We start from the raw sequence: 16467 nt of genomic DNA on the forward strand, positions 1-16467 counted from the left end.
TCCTGATCGTGCGAGGTCAGCTGAGGTTGTCGATGAACTCGAAGAGTTCGTGATCGTCCGCGGTGTCCAGGTGGTCGGCGTCGCCGCCCGGATCGGCGGCGCCGGCGTCCCTGCCTTCGAGTTCACGCAGCAGGGCGGACAATGTGGTCGCCAGGGACGACCGGTCGGCGGCGGAGAGTTCGGCGGAGGCCAGACTGTGGGCCAGGGCTTCGACTTCGGCGGCGAGCCGTTTCGCCGGGTCCTCCACCGGAGCGATCTCCCGGCGGAGATAGCCCGCCAGGTCCCTCGGAGTCGGGTAGTCGAACATCGCCGTCGCGGGCACCTGGACGCCTGCGGCCGATTTCAACCGGTTGCGGAATTCCATGACACCGAGTGAGTCGAATCCGATGTCGCTGAAGGGTTTGTCGGCGGCGATGGTCTCGGCGTCGCTCCCGAGAACCGCCGCGGCTTCGGCGCGGATCAGATCGAGGACGACCCGGTCCTGCTCGGCGGTCGACAGGCCCGCAAGGCGGTTCACCGGTTGCGGCGATCCACCCACCACGGTCTCGGCTCGGCGCCGGTCGGGTCCGACCAGGTCGCGCATGATCGGCCGCGGGTCGTGATCGGCGCTCTCCGTGAGCGCGGACCGGTCGATGCGGGCCGCCACGAACGCGGCCCTGCTACCGGACAGCGCGGCGTCGAACAGCGCCATCCCTTCGCGCTCGCCCAACGGCGGGAAACCCTCCCGCCGCAAACGGGCGAAGTCGGCGTCAGCGAGTGTCCGCGTCATGCCGGTGCTCTGCTGCCACGGCCCCCACGCGATCGACGTCGCCGCCAGGCCGTTCACCCGCCGATGCTGCGCCAGCGCGTCCAGGAACACATTCGCCGCCGCGTAATTCGCCTGCCCCGCATTACCGATCACACCCGCGACCGACGAATACAACACGAACATCGACAAATCCAGATGCCGCGTCGCCTCGTGCAGATTCCACGCCGCATCCACCTTCGGCCGCAACACCTCCGCGATCCGCTCCGCCGTCATGTTCTCCAGCAGCGCGTCGGCCAGCACCCCGGCCGCGTGCACGACACCGGTCAACCGATGATCCGGCGGGATCGCCGCCAGTACCGCATCCAACGAATCCCGGTCCGCCGCATCGCAAGCGACCACGTCCACGTGCGCGCCGAGAGCGACGAGCTCGTCGCGCAACTCCCCCGCACCCGGTGTATCCGGGCCGCGTCTGCTCGCCAGCACCAGCCTGCGCACCCCGTACTCGGTGACCAGATGCCGAGCCGCCAACGCACCCAACCCACCGGTACCACCGGTGATCAACACCGTCCCCTCAGGCCGCAACGGCGCGGGCACCGTCAGCACGTTCTTGCCGATATGCCGCGCCTGACTCATGAATCGCAATGCCTCGGGCACATCCCGGATGTCCCATGCGGTGAGTGGAGACGCAGTGAGGACACCCGCCTCGAACAGATCGACGATGCGGGTCAAGATCTCGTGGAGCCGGTCGGGCGCCACGTCCATGAGCATGAAACCGGTGTAGGCGACTCCGGGATGTTCGGTGGCTACCTGTGCCGGATCACGCCGATCCAGCATCCCCATCTCCACGAACCGGCCACCCGGCCCCAACAACCGCAACCCCGCGTCCACGAACTCACCCGCCAACGAATCCAACACCACATCCACACCACCCAGCCCCGCACGGAACTTCCCCTCGAAATCGAGCGACCGCGAATCACCGATCTCCCCCTCACCGAAACCCAACCCCCGCAACACACCCCACTTCGGACGACTCGCCGTCACCACCAACCGCGCACCCAACCACCGCCCCAACTGCACCGCAGCCAACCCCACCCCACCCGTCGCCGCATGCACCAACACCCGCTCCCCAGGCCGCACCCCCGCCACATCCACCAACCCATAAAACGCCGTCACGAACACGGCAGGCACCGCCGCCGCCTCCGCGAACGACCACTCCGCAGGCATCCGCACCACCAATCGGCGATCAACCGCCACCACCGACCTCACACCCGGCAGGAACCCGAAGACTCGATCTCCCGGCACGAGGTTCGTCACGTCGGAACCCACCTCGACCACCACACCGGCGCCCTCCACACCCAGCGCAGCGTCCGGATCGGGGTAGGTGCCGAGCGAGACGAGTACGTCCCGGAAGTTCAGGCCCACCGCCATCGTGCGCACCCGCACCTGCCCCGGAGCCAGTGGCTCCCAGGCGTCCCGAAGTACGCGCAGGCCGAAATTGTCCGCGGTCAGGGTGCCTTTCCCGGTCGGCGCGAACGACCATTCCCGGTGGTCGGAAGTCCCGGCGGCCAATAGCTCCGCGCCACGCAGGCGGGCGTCCTCCGCGCGCCCGGCACGGTGGAGACGCGGTGCGTGCGGAATGCCGCCGCGGACGGCGAGTTGCGGTTCGGCGTTCAGCGTCAGCGCCAGGACGACGCTCTCCCGGTAATCGGCCCAGTCGTCGACGTCGACGAGCAGGATCCGCTCCGGGTGCTCGCTCTGGGCGGTGCGCAGCATTCCCCACGCCGCTCCCGCGGCCGGGTCGACGGACTCACCGGCATGGACCGGCGCCGCCCGCCGGGTCACCACCACGACCCGACCGTCTCGTTCCAGCAGCTCTCGTACGCGGCCCGTCGTCGCGGTCACCACCGCTCGCACAATCGCGGGCAGGTCACCCTTCTCGGCCTCGGTTTCGAGCCGGACCACCGTCGCGTCCGCGCCCGCGACCTGCACGGTCTCGAGATCACCTGCGACGTCCCAGGCCGCGGTCACGCTCGGCTCGACGGCGGGCAGTGCGATCCAGTCGATGCCGTAGCCGGAGGCGCGGCGGCGCACCGACGCGAACACATCGGCCGAGAGCCTGCGCAGACTCAACGCACCGATCACGGCCACGGGCCGCCCCGAGACGTCGCTGAGCGTCACCGCGATTCGGGTTTCTCCCGCCGCTACGGCGGATACGGCGGCATGGACTCGCACCGTGGTCGCTCCGGCCGCGTACAACCTGACGTTCTCCCACGAGTGCGGCACGGCCACCGCACCGTGCTCCGATTCGGCCAGCCCACCGAGCAGGACGGAGTGCAGCGCCGCGTCCAGCAGCGCCGGATGCACTCCGTACCCGCCGATCTGCGATCGAGCGGACTCGGGCAGCACGACCTCGGCGAAGACCTCACCGTCGCCGCGCCACAGCGCGGAAAGCCCCCGGAACGCGGGGCCGTACTCGTAGCCGAGCTCGGCCAGATCCGCATACGCGCCGGTGAGTTCACGCGCGGTCGAGCCTGCCGGTGGCCAGCTCGTCGCCACCGACGCGGCTGACGGGCCATCCGCTCGCGCGGCCACCGTCGCGGTCACGTGACGTACCCACTCGGCAGAGTCGGCACCGGGCTCCTCGCCGTCCCGCGACCGCGAATACACCGTGACCGCCCGTGCACCGGATTCATCCGGCCCACCGGCGACCACCCGCAATTCGACGGCACCCGCCGCGGGCACCGGCAAGGGCGCCTCGATCACCAGCTCCGACACCGCGGGACAGTCCACTGCCGCGCCCACGTGCAAGACGAGTTCGACGAAGGCGGCGCCGGGGAACACGACAGCCCCGCCGACCGCGTGATCGGCCAGCCACGGATGATCCGCTCCGGACAATCGCCCGGTGAACACGACGGACGGCGAATCCGGCAACCGCACCAGAGCGCCCAGCAGTGGATGACCCGCGTCGTCCAGTCCCGAGCGCGAGACATCCGACACCCGGGCCGGTGGCAACCAGTACCGCCGATGCTCGAACGCGTAGGTCGGCAGTGCTACCCGCTCGACCGCGCGGCCTGCGAACAGCGGCGTCCAGTCCACCGGCACTCCTCCGGCGGTGGCCTGCGCCAGCGCGGTCACGAGTTGGTCCGGCTCGTCGGTCGAGCGCCGAGCGGCCGCGATCACGATCGATTCCGCTTCCGCGTCGGGCTTTTCGGCCAGACACTGCCGAACCATGGCGGCCAGCACGGCATCCGGGCCGACCTCGACGAACCGCCGGACGCCGTCGTCGATCAGGGTGGCGATGCCCGGTGCGAACCGGACGCACCCGCGCACCTGGGCGACCCAGTAGTCCGGGTCGGTCGGTTCGGCGTCGATCAGGGCGCCCGACACATTCGACACGATCGGCAGGGACGGCCGGTGGTAGGTCAAGCCTCGGGCCACCCGGCGGAATTCGTCCAGCATCGGTTCCATCGCCGCCGAATGGAACGCATGGCTCACCCGCAGCCGTGAAGTCCGCGCGTTCGCCGTGGCCAGCCGGTCGGCGATCGCGTCGATCGCGGCGGCCGCGCCGGAGAACACCACCGCTCCCGGACCGTTCACCGCGGCCAGCGAAACCTCACCGGCGAACTCCTCGAGCAGATCCACCGCCTGTTCTTCGGGGATCGCCGCGGCCAGCATCGCGCCGCCGCCGGGCAATGCGCCCATCAACCGCCCACGCGCCACCACCAGCGCGCACGCGTCCGGCAGTGACCACACCCCGGCGAGATACGCGGCGGTCAGTTCGCCGATCGAATGTCCGATGAGCACGTCCGGAACGACGCCGAACGATTCCAGCAGCCGGAACAGCGCCACCTCGAACGCGAACAGGGCGGGCTGGGTGAACTCGGTCCGCTCCAGCAGACCGGCGCCGTCCGGGTCGAAGACCAGCTCCCGCAGCGACCGGCCGAGCAGCGGATCGATATGGGCGCAGATCTCGTCGAAGGCCGTGGCGAACACGCCGAACGCCGCGTACAGACCGGCGCCCATCCCGGCGCGTTGAGCGCCCTGCCCGGTGAACAGGAACGCCGTCCGGCCCGCCCCATTCGTCTTCGCCGCGAACGCGCCCGGGCTGCCCGCGGCCAATTCGGCCAGCCCGGCCTGCAGTTCGTCCCGGTCGCGTCCGACGACAGCGCCGCGCCACGGCAGTTGCGCACGGGTGGTGAGCAGCGCGTGGGCGGTGTCCCATGGTGTGGCGTCGGGGTGGCGGATCGACCACTGCCGTAGCCGCTCGGCCTGCGACCGCAGGCCCGACTCGGATTCGGCCGACACCAGCCAGGGCACAACCGTCTCGATGCGTGGCCCGGGAGCGGGCACGATCGGTGACAGCCCCGCCGCGGGCGCCTCTTCCAGAATGACGTGCGCGTTGGTGCCGCTGACGCCGAAGGACGACACGCCCGCCCGGCGGACCCGGTCCCCGGTGGGCCACGCCTCTGCCTCGGTCAGCAGTCGCACGGCGCCCGCCGACCAGTCCACATGCGGGCTCGGCTCGTCCGCGTGCAGTGTCTTCGGCAGGGTTTCGTGCCGCAGCGCCTGCACCATCTTGATCACGCCACCCACGCCCGCGGCGGCGATGGTGTGGCCGAGATTGGATTTCACCGACCCGATGAGCAGCGGGCGACCGGCGCGGTCGCGCCCGTAGGCATTGATCAGGGCCCGGGCCTCGATCGGATCGCCCAACGTCGTCCCGGTTCCGTGCGCCTCCACCGCGTCGACATCCGCGGGCGTCAACCCCGCGTCGGCCAGCGCCGCCGCGATCACCCGCTCCTGCGACGGACCGTTCGGCGCGGTCAGGCCATTGCTCGCACCGTCCTGGTTGATCGCGCTACCGCGCACGAGAGCGAGCACGGTGTGCCCGAGGCGCTGGGCATCGGACAGCCGTTCGAGCACGAGCACCCCCACGCCCTCGGCGAATCCGACGCCGTCGGCGTCGGCGGAGAACGATTTGCAGCGTCCATCGGGCGCCAGGCCGCGCTGGCGGGCGAAGTCGACGTAGAGATACGGATCGGCCGCGACCGTCACACCGCTGGCCAGTGCCAGCGAGGTCTCTCCGTCGCGCAGGGCGCGGGTGGCCTGATGCAGGGCGACCAGCGACGAGGAGCACGCGGTGTCCACGGTGACGGCCGGGCCTTCGAAACCGAAGACGTAGGCCACCCGGCCGGAGATCACGCTGTGCGTGGTGCCGGTGAGGCGGTAGCCCTCCAGTTCTCCGGTGACCCGGTCGCCGTAGCCGGACGAGCACGCTCCGGCGAAGACGCCGGTATCGCTGCCACGCAACGCGACCGGGTCGACACCGGCATTCTCGAGCGCCTCCCAGGTCGCTTCCAGCAGCAAGCGCTGCTGGGGGTCCATGGCGGACGCCTCCCTGGGACCGATGCCGAAGAAACCGGCGTCGAAATCACCGGCGTCCGCGAGGAATCCGCCGCGGCGGGTGTAGGAGGTACCCGGTTTGTCCGGGTCGGCGTCGAACAGTCGCTCGAGATCCCAGCCGCGGTCGGTGGGAAAGTCTCCGCTGGCGTCCACGCCAGCGGCCAGCAGGTCCCAGAGACTCTCCGGTGAGGTGACCCCGCCGGGGAAGCGGCAGCTCATGCCCACGATGGCGATCGGTTCGTCGACCGCGCGGTCCCGGCGGGACGCCTGTTCGGCGGGTTGCTCGGCGGCGGTCGGCACCGCCAGAGAGCGCACCAGCTTCGCTATAGCTGTGGCGGTCGGGTGGTCGAAGACCAGCGTCGACGGCAGTTGCAGACCGGTGGCTTCGGACAGTCTGTTGCGGAATTCCATGACACCGAGTGAGTCGAAGCCGATGTCGCGGAACGGTTTGTCCGCCGGGATCGACTCGGCGCTCGTATGTCCCAGCACCGCCGCCGCCTGGGCGCGGATGAGATCGAGGACGATGCGGTCCTGTTCGGCAGCCGAGCGACCCGCCAGCCGCGTGGCCAGTTCCGGCCGCTGCGCCACCGCACCGGCGACCCGGCGGCGGGACGGTCGCACCAAATCGCTTGTCAGGGCACGGGATTTGGTTTCCGCCAGTGCGTCACGGTCGACGCGGACAGCCACGAACGACGACGCGCCGCCCGCGAGTGCCGCGTCGAACAGGGCCATCCCCTCGCGCTCGCCCAACGGCGGGAAACCCTCCCGCCGCAAACGGGCGATATCGGCATCACCCAACGCGCCCGTCATACCGGTGCTGCGACTCCACAGTCCCCACGCGATCGACGTCGCCGCCAGGCCGTTCACCCGCCGATGCTGCGCCAGCGCGTCCAGGAACACATTCGCCGCCGCGTAATTCGCCTGCCCCGCATTACCGATCACACCCGCGACCGACGAATACAACACGAACATCGACAAATCCAGATGCCGCGTCGCCTCGTGCAGATTCCACGCCGCATCCACCTTCGGCCGCAACACCTCCGCGATCCGCTCTGCCGTCAAGCCGGTGAACAGGCCGTCGGCCAGCACACCCGCGGCGTGGACGACGCCGGTCAGGGGATGCTCGGACGGGATCGCCGCGAGCGTCGTCTCGAGTGCGTCCCGGTCCGCCGCGTCACAGGCGACGACCTCCACGTGCGCACCCAGAGCGTCGAGTTCGTCGCGGAGTTCGGCCGCACCGGGCGTTTCCGGGCCGCGTCTGCTCGCCAGCACCAGCCTGCGCACCCCGTACTCGGTGACCAGATGCCGAGCCGCCAACGCACCCAACCCACCGGTACCACCGGTGATCAACACCGTCCCCTCAGGCCGCAACGGCGCGGGCACCGTCAGCACGTTCTTGCCGATATGCCGAGCCTGACTCATCAACCGCAACGCCTCCGGCGCCTGCCGCAGATCCCATGCGGTGAGCGGGGACGGCGTCAAGATCCCGGCCTCGAACAGCTGCACAACCGTTGTCAGGATCTCCCGCAGCCGTTCCGGCGCCACCTCCAGCAGGACGAAACTGTCGTACCGCACCCCGGGGTGTTCGGCGGCCACCTGCTCGGGATCACGCCGATCCAGCAACCCCATCTCCACGAACCGGCCACCGGGCCCCAGCAACCGCAACGAGGCGTCCACGAACTCACCCGCCAACGAGTCCAACACCACATCCACACCACCCAGCCCCGCACGGAACTTCCCCTCGAAATCGAGCGACCGTGAATCACCGATCTCCTCGTCACCGAAACCCAACCCCCGCAGCACATCCCACTTCGGACGACTCGCCGTCACCACCAACCGCGCACCCAACCACCGCCCCAACTGCACCGCAGCCAACCCCACCCCGCCCGTCGCCGCATGCACCAACACCGTCTCTCCACCGCGTGTCCCCGCGATATCCACCAATCCGTAGAACGCCGTCGCGAACACCGCGGGTACGGCCGCCGCCTCCGCGAACGACCACCCCGCGGGAATCGGCACCAACAACCGGCAGTCCGCCACCACGACCGACCCCACACCGGTCAAGAACCCGAAAACACGTTCGCCCGGCACGAGATTCGGCACTTCGGAACCGACCTCGACCACCACACCGGCGCCCTCCACACCCAGCACAGCGCCCGGATCGGGGTACATGCCCAAGGCGATCAAGGCGTCGCGGAAATTGAGACCGACCGCCCGCAGCGCCACCCGGACCTCGCCGGGGCCGAGCGGCCGCGACGCGTCCGGCGTCTCGGTCAGCGTCAGGTTGTCGCCGGTCAGGGCACCTTTGCCGTGGTGGGTCAGCGCCCACGCCGAAGCCCGCGTCGCCACCCTCGCGTTCCCGACGTCGCCCGCTGCCCGGTGCAAGCGCGGAACGTGCGCGACACCACGGCGGACGGCGAACTGGGGTTCGGTGCTCGTGGTCATCGCGAGCGCGACGCTCCCCCGATATTCGGCCCAGTCGTCGACGTCGACGAGCAGGATCCGATCCGGATGCTCGCTCTGGACGGTCCGCAGCAATCCCCACGCCGCTCCCGCGGACAGATCCACCGACTCACCAGGATGCACCGCCACGGCCTGGCGGGTCACCACGACGATAGGCGTCTCCCGCTCCAGCAGCCGCTGCACCCGCGCGGTCACCGCGGTCACTACATCCCGTACCGATTCCGGCACAGTGCCGCCCGCGGCCTCGTCGAGCCGGATCACCGTCGCCACCCGTCCCTCGACGCGCACGGTGTCGCCGTCTTCGGCTTCGCTCCAGACCCCGGCGGCCGCGACTTCCGGCGCGGACGACGCGACCCACTCCACCCGGTAGCCGAGTCCCTCGCTGCGCGGCCGGGACCGTCCGAGCGCCTCGACCGGGATCGGGCGCATGGTCAACGCGCCCACCTCGGCCACCGGCAGGTCCGAGGTATCGGTGAGGGTCACCGCGATCCGCGGTCCGGCGGACGGGGAGCCGGACAGGGACGCGTGGACCCGCAGCGTGGTCGCTCCCGTCGCGTACAGCCTGACGTTCTCCCAGGAGAACGGCACCGCGACCGTCCCATCCGGCACGTCGGAGACGAGCCCGCCGAGCAGGACCGCGTGCAGCGCCGCGTCCAGCAATGCCGGATGTACGCCGAATTCGGCGGCACCGGCGCGGCCGGGCTCGGGCAGTGTCACTTCGGCGAAGACTTCGCCGTCACCGCGCCACAGGGCGGTCAGTCCCTGGAACACCGGACCGTATTCGTAGCCACGCTCGGCCAACTCCGCGTAGACAGCGGAAATATCGATCGCGGCCACAGCGGCCGGTGGGCGGACGGCCACGACCGACGCCTCGGCCGCATCCGCTTCGGCGGTGATCGTGGCGACGGCGTGCCGGACCCACGGCGTGCCCGAGCTCCGGTCGGCCGCATCGTGCCCGATACGGGATGCGGCCTCGTCCGACCGGGAGTACACCGACACCCTGCGCCTGCCCGACTCGTCCGGTGCGGCGGCCACCGCCCGTAGCTCGACGGTCCCCGACGACGGCACCACCAAGGGCGCCTCGAGCACCAGTTCCGACACCCGCGTGCACTCGACCACCGCGCCGACGTGCAGGACGAGCTCCACGAAGGCGGTTCCGGGGAGCAACGCCACACCCGCGACAGCGTGATCGGACAGCCACGGATACGCCGAACGCGACAGCCGGCCGGTGAACACCGCCTCGTCGCTGTCCGGCAGCCGGACCATCGCCGCCAGCAACGGATGCGCCGCCTCGTCCAGACCCGACTGCCGAATATCCGGCACACCGCCAGGCGCCAGCCAGTGCCGCTTGCGCTCGAACGCGTACCGCGGCAAGTCCACCCGGGTGGCGACGGGCGCCAATGCCCCTGCGGTCAGGCCGATACCGGCACAGTGGGCGCGCGCCAGCGCGAGCGAGAGTTGTTCGGGCCCGCCGAGTTCGCGTCTCAGGGTGCCCAGCACGGCCACGCGGCCGGACATGCCGATGGCATCCGCCGCCAGCTCGATCCCTAAGGTCAAAACCGGGTGCGGGCTGACCTCGATGAAGGCGTTCACACCCGCTCGCTGCAGCGTTGTGACCGACTCGGCGAACCGGACGGGCTCGCGCAGGCCGCGATACCAGTAGGCGGCGTCCAGCGTCGCGGTGTCGACATAGTCCGCGGACACGGTCGAGAAGAACGGCACCGAACCGGATACCGGCGCGACCGGAGCCAGCTCCGTCAGGACCCGTTTGCGGATGGCTTCCACCGCGACCGAATGCGACGCGTAGTCCACCGGAATCCGTTTCGCCCACACACCGTCGGCCGCGCAGGCCGCGAGGAATTCGTCCACGGCGGAGATCTCCCCCGACACCACGGTCTGCCCCGGCCCGTTCACCGCCGCCACCGACAACCGGTCCCCGAACCCGGCCAAGCGGTCCGCGACCGCCTCTGCCGCCAGCCCGACCGACACCATGCCACCGGCGCCCGCCAGTTCCTCCGCGACGATCCGGGACCGGACGGCGACCACACGCGCGCCGTCGGCGAGCGAAAGCCCGCCCGCCACCACGGCCGCCGCGATCTCACCCTGCGAATGCCCCACCACCGCAGCGGGCTCCACACCGCTCGCCCGCCACACTCGCGCCAGCGACACCAGCACCGCGAAAAGCGCGGGCTGCACCACATCCACCCGGTCCAACGATGCCGCGCCCGGCTCCCCACGCAGGACGGAGGTCAGCGACCAGTCCACGAACGGCGCCAGCGCCGCCTCGCAGTCCGCGATCGACTCCGCGAAAACTCGATGCGTGGCGAGCAGTTCGGCGCCCATCGCGGGCCATTGGCTGCCCTGACCCGGGAACACGAACGCCACCCGCCGCGCCGTGGCACGGCCCGTGACCACGGAATCGCTGTCGGAGGCTTCGGCCAGACTCGCGAGCCCGGACCGCAGATCCCCGAGTTCGCGCCCGACCACCGCGGCGCGAAACTCCAGCTGCGCGCGGTGCCGCAGCAGTGTGTGCGCCACATCCGCCACGTTCGCGTCGTCTTGCGCGGTGAGCCATTCGGTGAGCCGAACCGCTTGCGCACGCAATGCTTCCGGGGTGCGCGCGGACACCGTCCACGTCCGGACACCATCACCCGGATTATCCGCGACGGTCGGTACTTCGGTTGAAATTGCTTGCTGCGGCGCTTCTTCCAAAATCAAGTGCGCGTTCGTCCCGCTCATACCGAACGACGACACCCCGGCACGACGCGGCCGGTCGCCAGCAGGCCAGGGCTCCGGCTCGCTCAGCAGCCGCACCGAACCCGCCGACCAGTCCACGTGCGGACTCGGCGCATCGAGATGCACTGTCTTCGGCAGGATCTCGTGCCGCAACGCCTGCACCATCTTGATCACGCCACCGACACCGGCGGCCGCGACGGCGTGACCGATATTCGATTTCACCGATCCGATGCGCAGCGGTTCCGCTCGCTCGACGCCGTAGGCGGCGATGAGCGCCTGCGCTTCGATCGGATCGCCCAGCGCGGTACCGGTTCCGTGCGCCTCCACCGCGTCCACATCGGCGGGCCGCAACCCCGCGTCGGCCAGCGCCGCCGCGATCACCCGCTCCTGCGACGGACCGTTCGGCGCGGTCAGGCCATTGCTCGCACCGTCCTGGTTGATCGCGCTACCGCGCACGACCGCCAGGACCCGGTGCCCGAGGCGACGGGCGTCGGCGAGGCGTTCGACGACCAGCACGCCGACGCCCTCGGACCAGGTCACGCCGTCGGCCGCGGCGGAGAAGGGCTTGCACCGCGCGTCCGCCGCCAACCCCCGCTGACGCGCGAAGTCGACGAACAGCGCCGGACTCGCCGAGATGCTCACCCCACCGGCCAGCGCCAGGGAGGTCTCGCCCTGGCGTAGCGCCTGACAAGCCAGGTGCAGTGAGACCAGCGACGAGGAACACGCGGTGTCGATCGTGACCGCAGGACCTTCCAGGCCGAAGGCGTAGGCCACGCGGCCGGAGATGACGCTGTGCGACGTCCCGGTCAGCCGGAAACCCTCGTACTCCCCGGTCACGCCGTCGGCGTAGCCGGAGGCGCAGGCACCGACGTACACACCGGCATCCGTACCGCGGAGCGCGGCGGGGTCCAGGCCCGCGTCTTCCAACGCCTCCCAGGCGACTTCCAGCATCAGCCGCTGCTGCGGATCCATCGCCGCCGCCTCCCGCGGCCCGATGCCGAAGAACCCGGCGTCGAATTCCGCCGCGCCGGAGAGGAATCCGCCTTCGCGGATGTAGACCGTGCCCGGCTCGTCCGGATCGGGATGGAACAGCCGCTCCAGGTCCCATCCCCGGTCTTCGGGAAACGGCGTGATCGCGTCGGTTTCGGAGGCGACCAGACGCCACAGGTCCTCGGCCGATCCGACACCGCCCGGGAAGCGGCAGCCGATCCCGACGATGGCGATCGGCTCGTCGGATCGGGCGCGGCGTACGGTACGCGGCGCGGCGGGATCGGTCCCTTCGAGCCGAGCGCGCACCAGCCGCGCCACCGCGGTGGGCGTGGGGTGGTCGAACATCAGCGTCGCGGGCAGCGTCAGCCCGGTGGCCGCGGCCAGCCGGTCGCGCAACTGGACGCCGCTCAGCGAGTCGAATCCGAAGGCGGTGAACGGCAGATCGGCGGGCACGGCCTCGGGAGACTCGTAGCCGAGTACCGCGGCGGCCTGTTCGGCGACGACGTTCAGCACGAGCGCGTCGCGCTCCGGCTCGGGGACGGCGAACAGCCGCGGCGCGAGCGGACCCTCTACCGCGGCGCGCCTGCGGCGCGTCGGCGCGGACACGGGCACCGCCGCCGGGGAGTCGTCCATCACCCGATCGACCATGCGCAGCCGAAGCGAGCCGATCACCAGAACCGGCTCGCCGTCCTCGGAGACGGCCGTCACGCGCACGGTGTCCGCATCGACCCGCTCGATCCGCACCTGGGCGGCGGCGATACCGGAGCGATACAGCTGAGCGCCGGTGAACGACAGAGGCATCGGCGTCCGGTCGGGTGCGTCGTGGGCGAGCAGATCCGTCGCGGCGTGCGCCATGGCATCGAGCAGCGCGGGATGGATGCCGAACCGGCCTCGATCGCCGACCGACTCGTCGAGCGAAACCTCGGCGAACGCGTCGCGACCGCGCAGCCAGGACGCCGTGACGCCCTGGAATGCCACACCGTAGCCGAGCCCGCGGCCTGCCAGCCGGTCGTAGAGTTCCTCGGCGGCCACCGGTTCGGCTCCGGCGGGCGGCCACTCGACGTCCGGCCGAGCGGGGGTCTCGTCGCGGTCACCGGCCAGCACTCCCTGCGCGCACCGAGACCATTCCGCAGCGGCACCGGTGGCGGGCCGGGCGTGGATGGTGAACGTCCGCCGACCACTCCCGTCGGCTGCCGCGACGCGCACCTGGATCGTCCACGGCGTGTTCGCGGGCAGCGACGCCTCGATCCGCAGTTCCTCGACCCGCGCGGCATCCACCCGAGCGCCCACGCTCCACGCGACATCGAGCCAGACCGCCGCGGGCACCGCGGGAGCCCCGAAGACGAGGTGATCCGCCAGCCAGTGCTGGGTGTCGGGGGACAGAAGCCCGGTGAACAGCCATTCGTCGCGCTCCGCCACCGGCACCTCAGCGCCCAGTATCGGATGATCCGGCGCGACCAGCCCGGCACGGCGCAGATCCGCCGCGCCCGCGCCGACCTCCGGCGTCCAGCACCGGCGGCGCTGGAACGCGTAGACCGGCAGGTCGACTCGCGCGGCCGGCGGAGCCAATTCCGCCGCCACCGCGTCGACACCCGCGCAGTAGAGCCGGGCCGACGCCGTGGCGAACTCCTCCGGGCCCCCGTGACCACGCCGGAGCGTGCCGCACACCGCCACTCGGTCGGTCGCGCCCACCGCCTCGGCCACCAGTTCGATCGCCGAGGCGACCACCGGATGCGGACTCGTCTCCACGAATGCCGTCATCTCCGCGCGCAGCAACGCCTCGATCGCCTCGGCGAAGCGCACCTGCTCGCGCAACCCGCGATACCAGTACGCCGCGTCCAGGCCGGAGGTGTCGACGAACTCGGCCGTCACCGTCGAGAAGAACGGAATCGCACCGGCTTTCGGCTGTATCGGCGCCAAGTCGGCCAGCACGCGGTCGCGAATACGTTCCACCGCCGCCGAATGCGACGCGTAGTCCACCGGAATACGTTTCGCCCAGATCCCTTCCGCCGCGCACTCGGCCAGGAACCGCTCGATCGCGTCGGCCGCCCCGGACACCACGGTCTGGCCGGGCGCGTTCACCGCCGCGACCGACAATCGGCCGCCGAAGGCCGCCAGCCGGTCGGCGACCGCGTCACCCGGCAAGCCGACCGACGCCATACCGCCCGAGCCCGCGAGCAGTTCCGCGACCGCGCGCGACCGCAGGGCCACCACGCGCGCCCCGTCCGCGAGCGACAGTCCACCGGCCACCACCGCGGCCGCGATCTCGCCCTGCGAATGCCCCACCACCGCGGACGGCCGCACACCGGCCGCCTGCCACCGCCTTGCCAGCGATACCAGCATCGCGAACAGGACCGGCTGCACCACGTCCACGCGATCCAGCGAGGCGGCTCCCGGCGTCCCCCGCAGCGCGTCGGTCAGCGACCAGTCCACGAACGGCGCCAGCGCCGCCTCGCATTCCGCGATCGACGCCGCGAAGACCTCGTCCGACGCCAGCAGTCCGGCGCCCATTCCCACCCACTGGCTGCCCTGGCCAGGGAACACGAACACCACCCGGCGCGCCGCGGCCCGGCCGGACACCACCGTGGGATCAGCGGCGACCAGGTCGGGTGCCGGGTCGGCCAAGGCGGCGAGCCCGGCACGCATCCGATCGGCGCCGGACCCCACCACCGCTGCCCGCCACTCCATCGGCGTCCGGGTGTGGGCGAGCGAGTACGCCACCTCGGCGGTACCGGCTCGCGGGTGCTCCGCCAGCCACTCCCGCAGACGAACAGCCTGCTCCCGCAAGGCTTCCCGGCTCCGGGCCGACAGCAGCCACACCGCGGGGCGGGTCTCGCCGGTCACCTCGACGGCAGCCGTCGCGGGTGCCTCCTCGAGAATCACGTGCGCGTTCGTTCCCCCCATCCCGAACGACGAGACACCGGCCCGGCGACGCGCGTCGCCCGTCCACGGCTGCGTGCTGGTCTGCACCCGCAGCCCCAACTCGTCCAGCGGGATACGGGGATTGGGGTTTCGGAAGTTCAGACTGGGCGCGAGCTGTCCGTGCCGCAGGCACAGTGCGGTCTTGATCAATCCCGCGATTCCCGCGGCGCCTTCCAGATGCCCGATGTTGGTCTTGACCGAACCCACGGCCAGCCGCCGGCCCGCCGGGCGGCCCGCGCCGTAGATTTCGCCCAGCGCCGCCGCCTCCACCGGGTCGCCCGCGGGCGTGCCGGTGCCGTGCAATTCCACATACTGCACCGATGCGCCGTCGACCCGGGCCGCCGTCAGCGCGGCCCGGATGACGGCGGCCTGGGCAGCGCCGCTCGGGGCGCTCAATACCTGCCGCTCGTTGCCGTTGTTGACGGCACTGCCACGGATCACGGCGTAGATCCGGTGTCCCGCGGCGATCGCACGCTCCACCGGCTCGAGCACGATCATGCCGCCGCCTTCGCCGCGGACGGTACCGTCGGCCCGGTCGTCGAAGGTGTGGCATTTCCCCGACGCCGAATGCGCGCCGAACTGCTCGTACCGTTCGCCGCTCAACGGAGACAGGATGAGATTCAGCCCGCCTGCCACGGCCACCTCGCATTCGCCGCCGCGGATCGATTCGCAGGCCAGGTGCACCGCGACCAAGGACGAGGACTGCCCGCTGTCGACGACCATGCTCGGCCCGGTGAACCCGTAGTAGTTCGAGATCCGGTTGGCGGTGACCCCTCGTCCGACGGCCCACAGCGAATGCCGACCGACGCCGGTGCTGCCCTGCGCGGCAACGATTTCGGCGAAATCGGTGCCGGTGCAGCCGAGGAACACACCGGCCCGCGCCCCCGTCGCGTCGCCGAGACCGGCGTCCTCCCACGCCTCCCAGCTGAGCTCGAGCCCGAGCAACTGCTGGGGGTCGATGGCGTTCGCCTCGTTCGGTGGGACGCCGAAGAATCCGGCGTCGAATTCGGTGGCCGAGTCGAGGAATCCCGCGGTCTCCTCGAGACCGGGCCGGTCGGCGGGCGCCCGCCCGACGGCATCGCGGCCCTCGCGCAGCAACCGCCAGAACTTCTCCAGGTCGGAAGCGCCCGGCAGCCGGCACGACATTCCGACGATAGCGATGTCATTCGCCGCTTCGACCATGGGATTTCCTCTGTCTCGCCGCT

At 71.0% G+C, this 16467-nt stretch carries 1 protein-coding gene; it reads right to left on the reverse strand.

Annotated elements, in window-relative coordinates; genetic code table 11:
- Nucleotides 1-16: 16 nt before the first annotated feature.
- Nucleotides 17-16444, reverse strand: a complete 16428-nt coding sequence (locus ABZ824_RS33620; RefSeq protein ID WP_356968194.1) for an SDR family NAD(P)-dependent oxidoreductase — start codon at nt 16442-16444, stop codon at nt 17-19.
- Nucleotides 16445-16467 lie beyond the last annotated feature (23 nt).

Source organism: Nocardia sp. NPDC047038 (genome assembly GCF_040644075.1).
GTDB lineage: Bacteria > Actinomycetota > Actinomycetes > Mycobacteriales > Mycobacteriaceae > Nocardia > Nocardia sichangensis.

Coding starts and splice junctions, on each gene's coding strand:
- ABZ824_RS33620 (WP_356968194.1), bottom strand. CDS start 16,444: ATGGTCGAAGCGGCGAATGACATCGCTATCGTCGGAATGTCGTGCCGG.